Below are 16,873 nucleotides of genomic sequence, written 5' to 3'. Positions count from 1 at the left end.
GGACGGTCGTCAGACCGTCATGATCTCGGCTTCCTTGCTCTGCACGAGCTTGTCGACTTCGGCGACGTGCTTGTCGGTCAGCTTCTGCACGTCGTCGCTCGCACGGCGCTCGTCGTCTTCCGAGATTTCCTTGTCCTTAACGAGCTTCTTGAGCGCTTCGTTCGCGTCGCGGCGCAGGTTGCGGATCGCGACCTTGGCCGTTTCGCCTTCGCTCTTGACCACCTTGGTCAGCTCGCGGCGGCGCTCTTCCGTCAGCGCGGGCATCGGCACGCGGATCAGGTCGCCGGCCGTGGCCGGGTTCAGGCCCAGATCGGCTTCGCGGATGGCCTTCTCGACCTTCGCGACCATGTTCTTTTCCCACGGCTGCACGCCGATCGTGCGTGCGTCGACGAGCGTCAGGTTCGCAACCTGCGAGATCGGCACCATCGAACCGTAGTAGTCGACCTGCACGTGATCGAGCAGACCGGTATGCGCACGGCCCGTACGGATCTTCGCCAGATCGTTCTTGAACGCTTCGATCGAGCGCTGCATCTTCTGCTCTACGCCCTTCTTGACATCAGCGACACTCATTTCAACCTCCGAACCTTCCAACCTTCAATGAACGCGGGCCGCGCCCGGTGCGCCACGCACCACGGCCGGCGACCCGCGCCGCTTGCCCGCATCCGCGGGAGTTTACACGTGGACGAGCGTACCTTCGTCCTCGCCCAGCACGATGCGCTTGAGCGCGCCCGGCTTGTTGATCGAAAACACGCGGATCGGCAGCTTCTGGTCGCGGCACAGCGCGAAGGCCGTCGCGTCCATCACCTGCAGATTGCGGCTGATCGCCTCGTCGAAGCTGATCGTCGTGTAGCGCGTGGCCGACGGATCCTTCTTCGGATCGGCAGAATATACGCCATCGACCTTGGTCGCCTTCAAAACGACCTCGGCGCCCACTTCCGAACCGCGCAGCGCGGCGGCCGTGTCCGTCGTGAAGAACGGGTTGCCCGTGCCGGCCGCGAAGATCACGACCTTGCCTTCCTCGAGCTGGCGGATCGCGCGCGGCCGGATGTACGGCTCGACGACCTGATCCATGCGCAGCGCGGACTGCACGCGCGCGACGATGCCGGCGTGGCGCATCGCGTCCTGCAGCGCCAGCGCGTTCATCATCGTCGCCAGCATCCCCATGTAGTCGGCCGTCGCGCGGTCCATGCCGGCCGCACCGCCCGCGACACCGCGGAAAATGTTACCGCCGCCGATCACGACCGCGAGTTGCGTACCGAGACCCACGACTTCGGCGATATCCGCCACCATCCGTTCGATCGTCGCGCGATTGATGCCGAAGGCATCGTCGCCCATCAGCGCTTCGCCGGAGAGTTTGAGGAGGACGCGTTTATAGGCATTGGACATAGGGGCTTCCGAGCGACGAGAGGATGACAACCACGAACTGTAGGGGCGAAATACTGATTCGGGCAAGCGCCGGCGACCGGACCGGGTTTCCCGGCCGGCCGGCGGCGCCGCCGGCCGCGGCGGAGCGGACGCCCGCCGCGGATACTGCCTGACTGCTTACTGCTGCTTTGCTGCTGCGACTTGCGCGGCCACTTCGGCGGCGAAGTCGTCCTGGCGCTTCTCGATGCCTTCGCCGACGACGAACAGCGCGAACTTCTGCACGGTCGCGTTCGCTGCCTTCAGCATCTGCTCGATCGTCTGCTTGTCGTTCTTCACGAACGTCTGGTTCAGCAGCGACACTTCCTTCAGGTACTTCTGGACGCTGCCGTCGACCATCTTCGCGACGATTTCAGCCGGCTTGCCCGATTCGGCAGCCTTCTGCTCGGCGACGCGGCGTTCCGTCTCGATCAGTTCCGCCGGCACGTCGGCCGACGACAGGGCGACCGGCTTCATCGCGGCGATGTGCATCGCGACGTCCTTGCCGACCTGCTCTTCCGCACCCGTGTACTCGACGATCACGCCGATACGCGCGCCGTGCAGGTACGTTGCGATCTTGTTCGCGGTTTCGAAACGGACGAAACGGCGGATCGAGACGTTCTCGCCGATCTTGCCGATCAGGGCCAGGCGGACTGCGTCGACCGTCGAACCGTCGAGCGGCAGTGCCGACAGCGCTGCCACGTCGGCCGGGTTTTGCGTCGCGACGAGTTCTGCGACCGTCTTCGAGAATGCGAGGAAGTCGTCGTTCTTCGCGACGAAGTCGGTTTCGCAGTTCAGCTCGACCAGCGCGCCCGCGTTGCCGCCGACGAACGATGCGACGACGCCTTCTGCCGTCACGCGCGATGCCGCCTTGCTCGCCTTGTTGCCGAGCTTGACGCGCAGCAGCTCTTCAGCCTTGGCCAGGTCGCCGTCGGCTTCCGTCAGCGCCTTCTTGCACTCCATCATCGGTGCGTCGGTCTTTGCGCGCAGTTCTGCCACCATGCTTGCGGTAATTGCCGCCATCATTCGCTCCTTGAGTCTGTATTCACAACGCCGCCCGCTTGGACGCGAACGGCCGAAAATCGTTTCCGGACCCGCGCCGATTCGGCGCGATCAGGTCCGGCGCACAAGCTTAAAAAAAGGGGGCCTGTTGAGAGCCCCCTTTTTGCGCCGGCTCGGGGCCAGTTACGCGTTTTCCTCGACGTACTCGTCGTCGCCACGCGCTGCCTGGACCACTTCGTTGACCGCGTTCGCACGGCCTTCCAGGATCGCGTCGGCCACGCCTTCAGCGTACAGCGCGACTGCCTTGCTCGAGTCGTCGTTGCCCGGGATCACGTAGTCCACACCTTCCGGCGAGTGGTTCGTGTCGACCACGGCGATGACCGGCACGCCCAGCTTGTTCGCTTCCGTGACGGCGATCTTGTGGTAGCCGACGTCGACGACGAAGATTGCGTCCGGAATGCCGCCCATGTCCTTCACACCGCCGATCGACTTCTGCAGCTTGGCGATTTCGCGTTCGAACAGCAGCGCTTCCTTCTTGCTCATCTTCTCGAGCTCGCCTGCCTCGACTGCCGCTTCCATGTCCTTCAGGCGCTTGATCGATACCTTCAGCGTCTTGAAGTTGGTCATCATGCCGCCGAGCCAGCGTGCGTTGACGTACGGCATGCCCGCACGTTGCGCTTCCTGGGCGATCGTGTCACGCGACTGGCGCTTCGTGCCGACGAACAGGATCGTGCCGCGGTTCGCTGCCAGCTGGCGCACGTACTTCTGTGCGTCCGTGAACATCGGCAGCGTCTTTTCGAGGTTGATGATGTGAATCTTGTTGCGGTGACCGAAAATGAACGGAGCCATCTTCGGGTTCCAGAAGCGCGTCTGGTGACCGAAGTGGACACCCGCTTCCAGCATTTGGCGCATCGTGACTGCCATGTAAATTCTCCACGAGGGTTGGGTCTTAAGCCGGCTGCCGTACCGCCGCGCGTTCCGCGCGGCCGGCACCCTGGTTGCGCCGGCTTGCGATTCGGCACGTGCGAAACTGCCCGTGCCGCAAGCCTTTCATCCTGATGCCGTCGCGATACCGCCCCACATCGGGGCATGTTCGGCATTTGGATGTCGACTTAGCCAAAGAGTATAGCACGCCGATTTGTCGGCTCTCAAGTCGCCCGCCACTTTCGCTTGCCGCGCGGCAGCCGGCCGGACAATCCGCGAAAACCCGCACCGGCACCGCCGGCAGGGGCTGCGAGGCCCGCCATAAGGTGCGATAATCCGTCAATTCACCGCATTCCAGGCATACCTCGATGGCTATTACGCTCAAAAACGAACACGACATCGCCGAGATGCGCGTCGCCTGCCGTCTCGCGAGCGAAGTGCTCGACTTCATCACGCCGCACGTCGTCGCGGGCATCACGACCGCCGAACTCGACCGGCTCTGTCACGAATTCATGCTCAACGAGCAGGGCACGATCCCCGCGCCGCTGAACTACCAGCCGCCCGGCTATCCGCCGTACCCGAAGGCCACCTGCATCTCGGTCAACGACGTGATCTGCCACGGCATTCCCGGCGAGAAGGTGATCAAGAACGGCGACGCGCTGAACATCGACATCACCGTGATCAAGAACGGCTACTTCGGCGACACCAGCCGGATGTTCATCGTCGGCGAAGGCTCGATCCTCGCGAAGCGCCTCGTGCAGACCACCTACGAGTGCATGTGGCTCGGCATCGACCAGGTCAAGCCCGGCGCGCACCTCGGCGACATCGGCTACGCGATCCAGAAGCATGCCGAAGCGCAGGGCTACAGCGTCGTGCGCGAATACTGCGGCCACGGCATCGGCACGGTGTTCCACGAGGATCCGCAGGTCGTCCACTACGGGCGCCCGGGCACCGGCATCGAGCTGAAGGCCGGGATGATCTTCACGATCGAGCCGATGATCAACGCCGGCAAGCGCGACATCCGCACGATGCCCGACCAGTGGACGGTCAAGACGCGCGATCGCAGCCTGTCCGCGCAATGGGAGCACACGGTGCTCGTCACCGAAACGGGTTACGAGGTGCTGACCGTGTCCGCCGGCACGCCGGCACGCCCGGTGTTCGCGCAACCGGCCGCCGCGGTCTGAGCGCCGTCGCGCCCGCCCCGCCCACCTCTCACCTGTTGACCTGAACGGCCGCCCATGAGCGCTCACGCCGCCCCCTCGCCCGCAGCGCTGTCGCGGCGCGCCGAATTCAAGGCCGCCAAGGCCGACCTGCTCGAGCGCTTTCGCAGCGCGACGAACGTCACGTCGCTGATGCACGCGCTGTCGAGACTCACCGACGATGCGCTCAAGCGCGTGTGGGACGACTGCGGGCTGCCCGCGACGCTCGCGCTCGTCGCCGTCGGCGGTTACGGGCGCGGCGAGCTCGCGCCCCACTCCGACGTCGACATCCTGGTGCTGCTGCCCGATGCGCACGACCCGGCGCTCGACGCGCGGATCGAGCGCTTCATCGGGATGGCGTGGGATCTCGGCCTCGAGATCGGCAGCAGCGTGCGCACGGTCGAGCAATGCATCGAGGAGGCGTCGCAGGACGTCACCGTGCAGACCTCGCTGCTCGAAGCGCGCCGCATTGTCGGCGGCACCGCGCTGTTCGAACGCTTCACCGTGCGGTATCACGAGGCGCTCGACGCGCGCGCCTTCTTCACCGCGAAGGTGCTCGAGATGCGCCAGCGCCACGCGAAGTTCCAGGACACGCCGTACAGCCTCGAGCCGAACGTGAAGGAGAGCCCCGGCGGGCTGCGCGACCTGCAGACGATCCTGTGGATCGCGCGCGCGGCCGGCTTCGGCAGCAGCTGGCGCGAGCTCGACACGCGCGGCCTCATCACCGATCGCGAGGCGCGCGAGCTGCGCCGCAACGAAGGATTCTTGAAGACCCTGCGCGCGCGGCTGCACGTGATCGCCGGGCGCCGCCAGGACATGCTCGTGTTCGACCTGCAGACGCAGGCCGCCGAGAGCTTCGGCTACCGGCCGACGCAGGCCAAGCGCGCGAGCGAGCAGCTGATGCGCCGCTACTACTGGGCCGCGAAAGCGGTCACGCAGCTGGCGACGATCCTGATCCAGAACATCGAGGCGCAGCTGTTCCCCGCGACGAGCGGCATCACGCGCGTGCTGTCGCCCGATCGCTTCGTCGAGAAGCAGGGCATGCTCGAGATCGTCGACGACGGCGTGTTCGAACGCCATCCCGACGCGATCCTCGAGGCGTTCCTGCTGTACGAGGCGACCCGCGGCGTGAAGGGCCTGTCCGCCCGCACGCTGCGCGCGCTCTACAACTCGCGCGAGATCATGAACCACACGTGGCGGCGCGATCCGCAGAACCGCCGCACGTTCATGCAGATCCTGCAGCAGCCCGAAGGCATCACGCATGCGTTCCGGCTGATGAACCAGACGAGCGTGCTCGGCCGCTACCTGCTGAATTTCCGCCGCATCGTCGGCCAGATGCAGCACGACCTGTACCACGTGTACACGGTCGACCAGCATATCCTGATGGTGTTGCGCAACATCCGCCGCTTCGCGGTGGCCGAGCATGCGCACGAGTACCCGTTCTGCAGCCAGCTGATCGGCAACTTCGAGCGCCCGTGGGTGCTATACGTCGCGGCGCTGTTCCACGACATCGCGAAAGGCCGCGGCGGCGACCACTCGACGCTCGGGATGGCCGACGCGCGGCGCTTCTGCCGCGAGCACGGGATCACCGGCGACGACGCGTCGCTGATCGTGTGGCTCGTCCAGCATCACCTGACGATGAGCCAGGTCGCGCAGAAGCAGGACACGAGCGACCCGGAAGTCATCAAGCGCTTCGCCGAAGTCGTCGGCAACGAGCGCTACCTCACCGCGCTCTACCTGCTGACCGTCGCCGATATCCGCGGCACGAGCCCGAAGGTGTGGAACACGTGGAAGGGCAAGCTGCTCGAGGACCTGTACCGCATCACGCTCGCGGTGCTCGGCGGAGCGAACCCCGACGCGCATTCGGAACTGAAGTCGCGGCAGGAGCAGGCGCTCGCGCTGCTGCGCCTCGAGACCGTGCCCGACGACGCGCACCGCGCGCTGTGGGACCAGCTCGACGTCGGCTTCTTCCTGCGTCACGACGCGGCCGACATCGCATGGCAGACGCGCGTGCTGTACCGGCACGTGAACGCCGAGACCGCGATCGTGCGCGCGCGGCCGTCGCCGATCGGCGACGCGCTGCAGGTGCTCGTGTACGTGAAGGACCGCCCCGACCTGTTCGCGGGCATCTGCGCGTACTTCGACCGCAACGGGCTGTCGGTGCTCGATGCGCGCGTCAGCACGACGCGGCACGGCTATGCGCTCGACAACTTCATCGTCACGCAGACCGAACGCGACGTGCGCTACCGCGACATCGCGAATCTCGTCGAACAGCAACTCGCGGCGCGCCTTGCCGAAACCGCGTCGCTGCCGGAGCCGTCCAAGGGCCGCCTGTCGCGGTTGTCGCGGACGTTTCCGATCACGCCGCGCGTCGACCTCCGGGCCGACGAGCGCGGCCAGTACTACATCCTGTCCGTGTCCGCCAACGACCGGCCGGGCCTTCTCTATTCGATCGCGCGCGTCCTGGCCGAGCATCAGGTCGGCGTCCACGCGGCGCGGATCAATACGCTCGGCGAACGCGTCGAGGACATCTTCCTGCTCGACGGTGCCGGCCTGTCCGACAACCGCCTGCAGATCCAGCTCGAAACCGAATTGCTGCGCGCGATCGCAGTCTGAATGAATCCCAGCGTTTATGCGCACCAAATTAACCGTCAAGAATCCGAAGCCGGCGTCGCCGACCCGCGCCCCTGTCCGCTCCGGCAGCCTCGTCGCCCGCAAGGCGGTGCGCCCCGCCGCGCTACCCGCAGGCGACAAGCCGGCGCGCCCGAAGAAGGCCGCGCCGGCCGCCGCCGGCGAACGCTCGTTCAAGCCGCGCGGCGCGGCAGGCGCCGAGCGCCCGGGCGCGGATCGCGCACCGGCCAAGCGTGCGCCGCGTGAGGGCGGTGCCGAACGCGGCACGCGCGCGCCGTATCGCGACAACGCAGCCGGCGAAGGGGCGAAGCGCAGCTTCGGCGACCGTCGCACGTCGTCGGATCGCCCGCCGCGTCGCGATGATGATGCACGTCCGCGTCGCGCAGGTGGCGAAGGCGGCGCACGTGCGCCGTATCGCGACAACGCGTCCGGCGAAGGCGCAAAGCGCAGCTTCGGCGACCGTCGCACGTCGTCCGATCGCCCGCCGCGTCGCGATGACGATGCACGTCCGCGTCGCGCGGGTGGCGAAGGCGGCCCGCGTGCGCCGTATCGCGACAACGCATCCGGCGAGGGGGCGAAGCGCAGTTTCGGCGACCGTCGCACGTCTTCAGATCGTCCGCCCCGTCGTGACGACGATGCACGTCCGCGTCGTGCGGGTGGCGAAGGCGGCCCGCGTGCGCCCTATCGCGACAACGCATCCGGCGAAGGCGCAAAACGCAGTTTCGGCGACCGTCGCACGTCGTCCGATCGCCCGCCGCGTCGCGACGACGATGCACGTCCGCGTCGCGCGGGTGGCGAAGGCGGCGCACGTGCGCCCTATCGCGACAACGCATCCGGCGAAGGCGCAAAACGCAGCTTCGGCGACCGTCGCACGTCGTCCGATCGCCCGCCGCGTCGTGATGACGACGCCCGCCCGCGCCGCGCAGGCGCCGATGAAGGCAAACGCCCGTCCTATCGCGACAAGGCATCCGGCGAAGGCGCGAAGCGCAGCTTCGGCGACCGCCCGGCGCGCCCCGCACGCGACGGCGAACGCCGCTCGTTCGGTGCGGTCAAGACCGCGCAACCGGTCAAGCGCGCGGCGGCCGACGTCGACCACGGCGACGAAACCGGCCTGATGCGCCTGTCGAAGCGCATGTCCGAACTCGGCCTGTGCTCGCGCCGCGAAGCCGACGAATGGATCGAAAAGGGCTGGGTGCTCGTCGACGGCGAACGCATCGACACGCTCGGCACCAAGGTCCGCCCGGACCAGAAGATCGAGATCGACGAGCGCGCGAGCGCCGCGCAGGCCGCGCAGGTGACGATCCTGCTGCACAAGCCGGTCGGCTACGTGTCGGGTCAGGCGGAAGACGGCTATGAGCCGGCATCGGTGCTGATCACGCGCGCCAACCAGTGGAGCGGCGACCGCTCGCCGCTGCGCTTCTCGCCGCAGCACCTGCACGCGCTCGCGCCGGCCGGCCGGCTCGACATCGACTCCACCGGCCTGCTCGTACTGACGCAGAATGGCGTGATCGCGAAGCAGCTGATCGGCGAGCAGTCGGACATCGACAAGGAGTATCTGGTGCGCGTGCGCTTCGGCGAACGGCTGATCGACATCGACCAGCACTTCCCCGCGGAATCGCTCGCGAAGCTGCGCCACGGCCTCGAACTCGACGGCGTCCCGCTGAAGCCGGCGATGGTCAGCTGGCAGAACGGCGAACAGCTGCGTTTCGTGCTGCGTGAAGGCAAGAAGCGCCAGATCCGCCGCATGTGCGAACTGGTCGGTCTCGAAGTGATCGGCCTGAAGCGCGTGCGGATGGGCCGCGTGATGCTCGGCGCGCTGCCGCAGGGGCAATGGCGCTACCTGTCGGCCGACGAGTCGTTCTGACAGCGGGCACGCGCTGCGTGCCGCACCATGAAACAAGCCCGCGCAAGCGGGCTTTTTCATATCCGGTACGAAACCACGCGCAACGCGGCGCGCGCAGCCGCATCAAGGTCAGTCGTCGGCGGCCGGATCGAGCCCCGGGAACAGCACCTCGGTGAAGCCGAAGCGCGTGAAGTCGGTGATCCGCATCGGATACAGCTTGCCGATCAGGTGATCGTATTCGTGCTGGACGACCCGCGCATGGAAGCCTTCCGCGACACGGTCGAGCTTCGCGCCGAACTGGTCGAAGCCGCTGTAACGCACCTTCGCGTAGCGGCTGACGACGCCGCGCATGCCCGGCACCGACAGACAGCCTTCCCAGCCCTCTTCCATGTCCGGCGGCATGTACTCGAGCTTCGGGTTGATCAGCACGGTCTCGGGCACCGGCGGTGCGTCCGGATAACGGTTGTTGCTGCCGAAGCCGAAGATGATGATCTGCAGCCCGACGCCGATCTGCGGCGCGGCGAGCCCCGCGCCGTTCGCGTGATGCATCGTCTCGAACATGTCCGCGACGATCTCGTGCAGTTCGGGGGTGTCGAACCGCTCGACCGGCTTGGCGACTTCGAGCAGGCGCGGATCGCCCATCTTCAGGATCTCGCGAATCATGGCGTGTTGCCCTCCAGGAGTTGGTGCAGTCCGTCTTCGTCCAGCACGGGGATGCCGAGTTCCTCGGCCTTCACGAGCTTGCTGCCGGCGTCGGCGCCCGCGACCACATAATCCGTCTTCTTCGATACCGAGCCCGCGACTTTCGCGCCGGCCGCTTCGAGCATCTCCTTCGCCGCGTCGCGCGTGAGGTTCGGCAGCGTGCCCGTGAGCACGACCGTCTTGCCAGCGAGCACGCCCTGCGGCGCCTTCGGCGCGGGCGGGCCTTCGGGCCACGTGACCTTGCCGGGCGCGCGCAATTGCTCGATCACCGTGCGGTTGTGCTCTTCCGCGAAGAACTGGTGAATCGACTCGGCCACGATCGGCCCGACGTCGTTCACTTCGAGCAGTTCCTCGATCGACGCGTCCATGATCGGCGTCAGCGACCCGAAATGCTTCGCGAGATCCTTCGCGGTCGATTCGCCGACATGGCGGATCCCGAGCCCGTAGATGAAGCGCGCGAGCGTCGTGTGCTTCGCCTTCTCGAGCGAGTCGAGCAGATTCTGCGCGGACTTCTCCGCGAACCGGTCGAGTTCAGCAAGCGTCGCGAAACCGAGATTGAACAGGTCGGCCGGCGTGCGCACGAGATTCAGTTCGACGAGCTGATCGATGATCTTCTCGCCGAGCCCGTCGATGTCGAGCGCGCGGCGCTGCGCGAAGTGCCACAGCGCCTGCTTGCGCTGAGCCGGGCAGAACAGCCCGCCCGTGCAGCGTGCGATCGCCTCGTCCGGCAGGCGCTCGATCTTCGAGCCGCACACCGGGCACTCGGTCGGCATCACGAACTCGGCCGCGTCATCCGGCCGGCGCTCGAGCAACGCACCGACGACCTCGGGGATCACGTCGCCCGCGCGCCGCACGATCACGGTATCGCCGATCCGGATGTCCTTGCGGCGCACTTCGTCCTCGTTGTGCAGCGTCGCGTTGGTCACCGTCGCGCCGCCGACGAACACGGGTTCGAGCCGCGCAACCGGCGTGATCGCGCCCGTGCGGCCGACCTGCACGTCGATCGCGACCAGCTTCGTCAGCGCTTCCTGCGCGGGGAACTTGTGCGCGAGCGCGAAGCGTGGTGCGCGCGACACGAAGCCGAGGCGGTCCTGCTCGTCGCGCCGGTTCACCTTGTAGACGACGCCGTCGATGTCGTACGGCAGCGACTCGCGCTTCTCGCCGACCTTGCGGAAGAAGCCGAGCAGGCCATCGGCGCCCTGCACGACCGCGCGTTCGCGGTTCACCGGCAGGCCGAGCGTTTCGTACCAGTCGAGCAGCGCGCTGTGCGTGTCCGGCATCGGCATCCCGTCGAGCCTGCCGACCCCGTACGCGAAGAACGACAGCGGACGCTGCGCGGTGATCTTCGGGTCGAGCTGGCGCAGGCTGCCGGCCGCCGCATTGCGCGGGTTCGCGAATTCGCGCTGCTCGGCCGCGCGCTGGCGTTCGTTCAGGCGTGCGAAATCACGCTTGAACATCAGCACCTCGCCGCGCACGTCGAGCACGGCCGGCACATGCTTGCCCTTCAGCTTCAGCGGGATCGAGCGGATCGTGCGGACGTTCTCGGTCACGTCCTCGCCGGTCGTGCCGTCGCCGCGCGTCGACGCCTGCACGAACACGCCCCGCTCGTAGCGCAGCGAGATCGCGAGCCCGTCGAACTTCAGCTCGCACGCGTATTCGACCGGGTCCGTCACCGAGCCGGCGAGATCGGTCGTCTTGTCGAGCGCATCGGCGACGCGCTTGTCGAATGCGACGATGTCCTCGTCGGCGAAACCGTTGTTCAGCGACAGCATCGGCGCGTCGTGGACGACCGGCGTGAAACCGCCCGCCACTTCGCCGCCGACGCGCTGCGTCGGCGAATCGGGCGTCACGAGTTCGGGATGATCGGTTTCGAGTTGCTGCAGCTCGCCGAACAGCCGATCGTATTCGGCGTCGGGCAGGTCCGGCTGGTCGAGCACGTAATAGGCGTAATTCGCCCGCTCGAGTTGGTCGCGCAGCCACGCGGCACGCGCGTCGGGCTGGCTGGCTGGCGGTTCGGCTTGGGTTCGGGCCATGCTGGCGGCAGATTCGTTCTGAAAAATCGGATGTTCGATTATCTCAGTTTGACGCCGCGACGGGGGCTCGCGATGACGCCGCGACGGGGGCGCGCGATGCATGCCGCGCAGGCCCGCTGCGGCGCACCCAGGCGGTGTGTGTGCACTGCAGCAGCGACCGACGGGCGACGGCACGTCAGGCCGCCGCCCGTGCAACGCGTTACTGGCTGAAGAGACGGCGCGTGACCGGCGAACCGGCCGGGATGCCCGCTTCCTCGAGCTTCGCGTACAGCTTCATCAGTTGCTGGTCGATCGCGACGAGCGTCGATTCCGGCAGCGGCCGGCGCGAATCGTCGACGACCCGCGCGCCGATCCGCTCGGACAGCGACTTCGCGTAATCGCACATCAGCCGGAACGGCAGGATGTCCTCTTCGGCGACCGGCACGTCGAGCACCAGCGTGATCATGTTGCCGCCCTTGTAGGTCAGGTCGTCGCGCAGGAAGTTCGTGTCGCCGAACTGCAGCATGAACACAGGGTTCTGCTTCGCGTCGAGCTTCACGAACCGCGTGCCGTCGCGCGACAGCAGCAACCCGTCCTGGGACGCGACGGCCTGCACGTAGTTCGCCGACCACGGCGCGCCGTCCGACATCACGTTGATCGACAACTGCGCGTCGCACTGCGCGGCAAAGCCGTCGAGTTCGCGCGCCATCGCGACCGTCTCCATCATGTCGGGGAATTCCGGTGCGCCGTCGATCGTGTCGGCGAACTGCTGGACGCCCGTCACGAACTCGGAGAATTCGAGCTCGTTCAGCGCGCCGCTGCGGTTCGCGAGCTGCGCGGCCGCGCGCAGCTCTTCATAGCGCACGCCGTTCTGCAGCAGCTCCCATTGGCCGCCTTCCGGCTTGCCTTCGATATGCACGGGCTTGCTGCCCGCGCGGCGCAGCCGCTGCGCGGCCGGCAGGATCTTGTCGCCCGGCAGCGGCGCGCCGAGGCGAATCGGCACGATGCAGTCGATCCGGCGGTCGACGATCGCGGGCGGCGCCGACGAAATCGTCGTGGCGGCCGGCAGCACGGGTTCGGCCGGTTCGTGCGATGCGGCGGCGGCCGGCGCTTCCTGCGCGGCGGCGGCGGCATCGTCGACGGCCTGCTCGGCCGACTCGGTCGACCCCGACGGCGCGTCGCCCCCGGTGGCTTCGGCCTGCAGGTCGGCCGGCGTGTCGGCAGGCGCCACGCCGCCGAAGGTCGGCTCGACGCGCGCGGCTTCGACCGGCGCGCTCGCGGCGGCGGCGGCCGGTGCCGGCGCCGCGGGCTCGCGGCGTGCGGGCTGGCGCACCGGCTCGATGAACGGCAGCTCTTCGTCGCGCTCGGGGCGATTCATCGCCTCGACCGCCTCTTCCGGCATCGGGCGCGGCATCCTGCGCCGCACCTTCGCACCCTGCCACGCGTTGTAGACCACGACGCCGCCCACCACGACGGCGCCCGCGCCGATCAAACCGAGTGTCAACTCGTCCATGCACGCTCCATCAGCAATTCTTGTTCGTCGGAACCGCGAACGGGCGCCCATGCGCCGCGCGAACGCGGTCCGGTTTCTTCAAACGTCAATTCTGGGCAAAACCCGCGGCGGTTTCCATGTCCACCGCGACGATCCGCGACACGCCCTGCTCCTGCATCGTCACGCCGATCAGCTGCTGCGCCATCTCCATCGCGATCTTGTTGTGCGAGATGAAGAGGAACTGCGTCTTGTCGGACATCGCGCGCACGAGATTCGCGAAACGCTCGGTGTTCGCGTCGTCGAGCGGCGCGTCGACCTCGTCGAGCAGACAGAACGGCGCCGGGTTCAACTGGAACATCGCGAACACCAGTGCGGTGGCGGTCAGCGCCTTTTCGCCGCCCGACAGCAGGTGGATGGTCGCGTTCTTCTTGCCCGGCGGCTGCGCCATCACCTGCACGCCCGCATCGAGGATTTCGTCGCCCGTCATGATCAGCTTCGCCTGGCCGCCGCCGAACAGGCGCGGGAACAGGTCGCTGAAGTGACGGTTGACCTCGTCGAAGGTACCCTGCAGCAGCGTGCGGGTTTCCTGGTCGATCTTGTGGATCGCATCCTCGAGCGTCGTGATCGCGTCGGTCAGGTCGGCCGACTGCGCATCGAGGAACACCTTGCGCTCGCTCGCGGCCTTCAGCTCGTCGAGCGCGGCCATGTTGACCGGACCCAGCGCGTTGATCGCGTTGTTCAGGCGCGTGACCTCGCCCTGCAGGTACGACGGTTTCAGGTCCGGCGTCAGCTTCTCGCGCAGCGCTTCCTCGTCGACCTCGGCCGCCGCGAGCTGCTCGGCAAACTGCTCGACGGACAGGCGCGCGGCCTGCTCCTTCAGCTGCAGCTCGGTGATGCGGTCGCGCAGCGGCTGCAGCGAACGCTCGGCGACGAGACGCTGCTCGTCCGACGCGCGCAGCTTCGCGGTCAGGTCGTCGAGTTCGATCCGCGCAGCCTGCAGCGCCTCTTCCTTCACCGCGCGAATTTCGAGCGCGTCCTGCAGGCCCGTGTGCGCGGTCTGCTCGTTGATCGTTTCGAGTTCGGCGCGCGCGTCTTCCAGCGACGCGGCGACGCGCTCGCTCTGCTCGTGCGCGACCTGGATGCTGCGCTTCAGTTCGTCGATGCGCGTGACCGCGTTGCGCGCGGCGAAACGCGCGTCGTTCGCGCCGCGCTCGAGGTCGCGCGCTTCCTGGCGCGCCTGCGTCAGCGATTCGTCGAGCGCCTCGAACGCGAGCTGGTTGTCCTCGAAGCGCGCCTGCAGCTCCGCGAGTTCGCCGTCGAAGCGCTCGAAGTTCGCTTCCGATTCCGCGCGCAATGCGCGCTGCTCGTCGATCTGCGCGCCGATCTCCTCGAGTTCCTCGCGGATCTGCGTGCTGCGCTGCGTGTAGCGTTCATGCGCCTGGGCGAGCTTCAGCACGTCCATCTGCAATGCATGCACGCGCTGGGTCGCGCGTTCGGCCTGCGCGCGCACGTCGCCGAGCGCCTGCGTGGCCTGCGTGTGTGCGGCTTCCGCGCGCACCGCCGCCGTGCGGGCCTCGTCGGCGAGCAGCGCCTGCGCGCGCACCTGGCGCGTGAGGTTCTCGATCTCCTGCTGGCGGGCCAGCATCCCGGCCTGCTCCGAATCGGCCGCGTACAGCTGCACGCCGACACGCGTGACGATGTGGCCGGCCTTCACGACGAACGCGCCGCCGGCCGGCAGTTGCGCGCGCGTCGCGAGTGCCTGCGCGACGTCGTCGGCGACGTACACGTTGCCGAGCCAGTCGTTCAGCACCGCGCGGATGCCTGCATCGTCGATGCGCACGAGCGACAGCACCGGGCGCAGCCCGGCCGCGGCGGCCGGCGGCTCGCCGGCCACGGGCGGCGCGTAGAACGCGAGCTTCGCGGGCGGCGCATCGGTCGCGAACGCCTTCACCCAGTCGAGATTCGACACTTCGAGCGCGGCCAGGCGCTCGCGCAGCACGGCCTCGAGCGCCGCTTCCCAGCCGGCCTCGACGTGCAGCTTCTTCCAGAGACGCGGCAGCGCGCCGAGCTCGTGCTTGTCCAGCCACGGCTGGATCTTGCCTTCGGTCTGCACGTTCTCCTGCAGTTGCTTGAGCGCGGCGAGCCGCGCCTCGAGCTGGTGGATCTGCGCGCTTTCGGCCTGCACGCGCTCCTGGGCCGCGCGGCGCTCGCCGTCGAGGCGCGGTACCGTTTCCTGCGCATCGGCGAGGCGCGCCTGCGCTTCGGCGAGGATTTCTTCCTGCTCGGCGAGCTGCATGCGCAGTTCTTCGAGCTGCGCCTCGTCGGGCGCGTCGAGCCCGCCCGCCTCGGACTTCAGGCGCTCGTGGCGCTGCTGAAGCTGCTGGAGCTGCTGGTCGGCATTGCGCTGGTGCGCAGCCTCGAGCTTCAGCGACTGTTCGGTCTGCGCGATCCGCGCGCGCTCGTCGTTGAGCTGCGCCTGCGCATCGCGCCATTTCGCCTCGAGCGCCGGCAGCGCGTCGTGTTTCGCGGCCGCGTTGTCTTCGGCGAGCGCGGCCTTCTCGTCGGCCATCGCGCGCGCCTCTTCGGCTTCCTCGAGCTCGTCCTGCGCCTTCTCGGCCTGCGCGCGCCATTGCTCGCGCTGCGCGTTCAGCGCGGCGATCTGCGCCTGCACGCGGTTGCGCGATTCGACGATGAACTTGATCTCGGCCTCGAGGCGGCTCACTTCGGCGTTGGCCTCGTAGAGCGCGCCCTGCGCGCCCTGCATCGCGTCGCTCGCCGAGTAATGCGCGACCCGCAGCGTCTCGAGCTGCGATTCGACCTCGCGAAGTTTCGCCGTCTGCGCCTCGAGGTCGATCTGCGCCTGCTCGATCGCGCGCTGCTGCTTCTGCTGCTCGCCCGCGGCCTCGTTCTTGCGCAGCAGCCACAACAGGCGCTGCTTCTCCTCGCCGTCGGCGACGAGTTCCTTGTACTTGGTCGCGACGACCGCCTGCGCCTCGAGCTTCTCGAGGTTCGCGCCGAGCTCGCGGACGATGTCCTCGACGCGCGTCAGGTTCTCGCGCGTGTCGTGCAGGCGGTTCTCGGTCTCGCGGCGGCGTTCCTTGTACTTCGACACGCCCGCGGCTTCCTCGAGGAACACGCGCAGCTCTTCCGGCTTCGCCTCGATGATCCGCGCGATCATGCCCTGCCCGATGATCGCGTACGCGCGGGGCCCGAGGCCCGTGCCGAGGAAGATGTCCTGGATGTCGCGGCGGCGCGCCGGCAGGTTGTTGATGTAGTAGCTCGACGTGCCGTCGCGCGTCAGCACGCGCTTCACGGCGATCTCGCCGTACTGGCCCCACTGCCCGGCCGCGCGGCCGTCGGAGTTGTCGAAGATCAGTTCGACGCTGGCCCGGCTGCCGGGCTTGCGGGCGGTCGAGCCGTTGAAGATCACGTCCTGCATCGACTCGCCGCGCAACTCGGACGCGCGCGACTCGCCGAGCACCCAGCGCACGGCATCGATGATGTTGGACTTGCCGCACCCGTTCGGGCCCACCACGCCGACAAGCTGGCCCGGAACCTGGAAATGCGTGGGATCGACAAAGGATTTGAAGCCAGCGAGTTTGATCGAGCTCAGACGCACGGCGGTATCGGATGTGAAGAAGAGGTGAAACGGACGGGGCCGCGACGC

11 protein-coding genes are annotated in these 16,873 nt (G+C 67.7%); 3 read left to right on the top strand and 8 right to left on the bottom strand.

The window, feature by feature from the left end; translation table 11 throughout:
- Positions 1-9: 9 nt before the first annotated feature.
- From frr to rpsB, 4 genes are all read right to left on the bottom strand, one after another.
- The gene (gene frr, locus U5A56_RS07155) at positions 10-570 is read right to left on the bottom strand and encodes a ribosome recycling factor (protein WP_006752152.1); all 561 of its coding nucleotides are present in this window, start codon (positions 568-570) and stop codon (positions 10-12) included.
- A gap of 102 nt (positions 571-672) precedes the next feature.
- Positions 673-1,386, bottom strand: coding sequence for a UMP kinase (gene pyrH, locus U5A56_RS07150; RefSeq protein WP_011885142.1), 714 nt, complete (start codon positions 1,384-1,386; stop codon positions 673-675).
- A 156-nt stretch (positions 1,387-1,542) separates the two neighbouring features.
- Positions 1,543-2,424, bottom strand: coding sequence for a translation elongation factor Ts (gene tsf / locus U5A56_RS07145; RefSeq protein WP_044843775.1), 882 nt, complete (start codon positions 2,422-2,424; stop codon positions 1,543-1,545).
- 162 nt (positions 2,425-2,586) lie between these two features.
- The gene (rpsB, locus tag U5A56_RS07140) at positions 2,587-3,327 is read right to left on the bottom strand and encodes a 30S ribosomal protein S2 (protein WP_006483818.1); all 741 of its coding nucleotides are present in this window, start codon (positions 3,325-3,327) and stop codon (positions 2,587-2,589) included.
- Between the two features lie 368 nt (positions 3,328-3,695).
- Between rpsB and map the strand changes: the two genes are divergently transcribed.
- From map to U5A56_RS07125, 3 genes are read left to right on the top strand one after another with little or no spacing between them, the layout of a single operon-like run.
- Positions 3,696-4,511 (top strand): type I methionyl aminopeptidase, encoded by an 816-nt coding sequence (gene map / locus U5A56_RS07135; RefSeq protein ID WP_021159103.1) that lies wholly within the window; start codon positions 3,696-3,698, stop codon positions 4,509-4,511.
- A 54-nt stretch (positions 4,512-4,565) separates the two neighbouring features.
- The gene (locus U5A56_RS07130) at positions 4,566-7,142 is read left to right on the top strand and encodes a [protein-PII] uridylyltransferase (RefSeq protein WP_321801228.1); all 2,577 of its coding nucleotides are present in this window, start codon (positions 4,566-4,568) and stop codon (positions 7,140-7,142) included.
- 16 nt (positions 7,143-7,158) lie between these two features.
- On the top strand, positions 7,159-9,021 hold the full coding sequence (locus U5A56_RS07125; RefSeq protein ID WP_321921576.1) for a pseudouridine synthase: 1,863 nt from the start codon (positions 7,159-7,161) through the stop codon (positions 9,019-9,021).
- Between the two features lie 108 nt (positions 9,022-9,129).
- On the opposite strand, the gene def is transcribed toward U5A56_RS07125, so the two are convergent.
- The 4 genes from def to smc form a co-directional block, all read right to left on the bottom strand.
- Positions 9,130-9,663: a peptide deformylase gene (gene def, locus U5A56_RS07120; protein ID WP_044847933.1), complete on the bottom strand. Its 534-nt coding sequence runs from the start codon at positions 9,661-9,663 to the stop codon at positions 9,130-9,132.
- Positions 9,660-11,735: an NAD-dependent DNA ligase LigA gene (ligA, locus tag U5A56_RS07115; RefSeq protein ID WP_321921575.1), complete on the bottom strand. Its 2,076-nt coding sequence runs from the start codon at positions 11,733-11,735 to the stop codon at positions 9,660-9,662. Before ligA ends, def begins: the two co-directional genes overlap by 4 nt.
- Before the next feature lie 199 nt (positions 11,736-11,934).
- Positions 11,935-13,227, bottom strand: a complete 1,293-nt coding sequence (locus U5A56_RS07110; protein WP_124486184.1) for a cell division protein ZipA C-terminal FtsZ-binding domain-containing protein — start codon at positions 13,225-13,227, stop codon at positions 11,935-11,937.
- 85 nt (positions 13,228-13,312) lie between these two features.
- Positions 13,313-16,825: a chromosome segregation protein SMC gene (smc, locus tag U5A56_RS07105; RefSeq protein WP_044847936.1), complete on the bottom strand. Its 3,513-nt coding sequence runs from the start codon at positions 16,823-16,825 to the stop codon at positions 13,313-13,315.
- Positions 16,826-16,873 lie beyond the last annotated feature (48 nt).

It is taken from the genome of Burkholderia sp. BCC1998 (assembly GCF_905339875.1).
In the GTDB taxonomy this organism is placed as follows: domain Bacteria; phylum Pseudomonadota; class Gammaproteobacteria; order Burkholderiales; family Burkholderiaceae; genus Burkholderia.
The sequence above is the reverse complement of the archived record's forward strand: the minus strand, read 5'-3'. Positions and strand labels throughout refer to the sequence as shown.

Bases quoted from the DNA above. Each gene is read 5' to 3' on its own strand.
- tsf (WP_044843775.1), bottom strand. From the start codon at position 2,424: ATGGCGGCAATTACCGCAAGCATGGTGGCAGAACTGCGCGCAAAGACC.
- map (WP_021159103.1), top strand. From the start codon at position 3,696: ATGGCTATTACGCTCAAAAACGAACACGACATCGCCGAGATGCGCGTC.
- def (WP_044847933.1), bottom strand. From the start codon at position 9,663: ATGATTCGCGAGATCCTGAAGATGGGCGATCCGCGCCTGCTCGAAGTC.
- frr (WP_006752152.1), bottom strand. From the start codon at position 570: ATGAGTGTCGCTGATGTCAAGAAGGGCGTAGAGCAGAAGATGCAGCGC.
- U5A56_RS07110 (WP_124486184.1), bottom strand. From the start codon at position 13,227: ATGGACGAGTTGACACTCGGTTTGATCGGCGCGGGCGCCGTCGTGGTG.
- U5A56_RS07125 (WP_321921576.1), top strand. From the start codon at position 7,159: ATGCGCACCAAATTAACCGTCAAGAATCCGAAGCCGGCGTCGCCGACC.
- ligA (WP_321921575.1), bottom strand. From the start codon at position 11,735: ATGGCCCGAACCCAAGCCGAACCGCCAGCCAGCCAGCCCGACGCGCGT.
- rpsB (WP_006483818.1), bottom strand. From the start codon at position 3,327: ATGGCAGTCACGATGCGCCAAATGCTGGAAGCGGGTGTCCACTTCGGT.
- pyrH (WP_011885142.1), bottom strand. From the start codon at position 1,386: ATGTCCAATGCCTATAAACGCGTCCTCCTCAAACTCTCCGGCGAAGCG.
- U5A56_RS07130 (WP_321801228.1), top strand. From the start codon at position 4,566: ATGAGCGCTCACGCCGCCCCCTCGCCCGCAGCGCTGTCGCGGCGCGCC.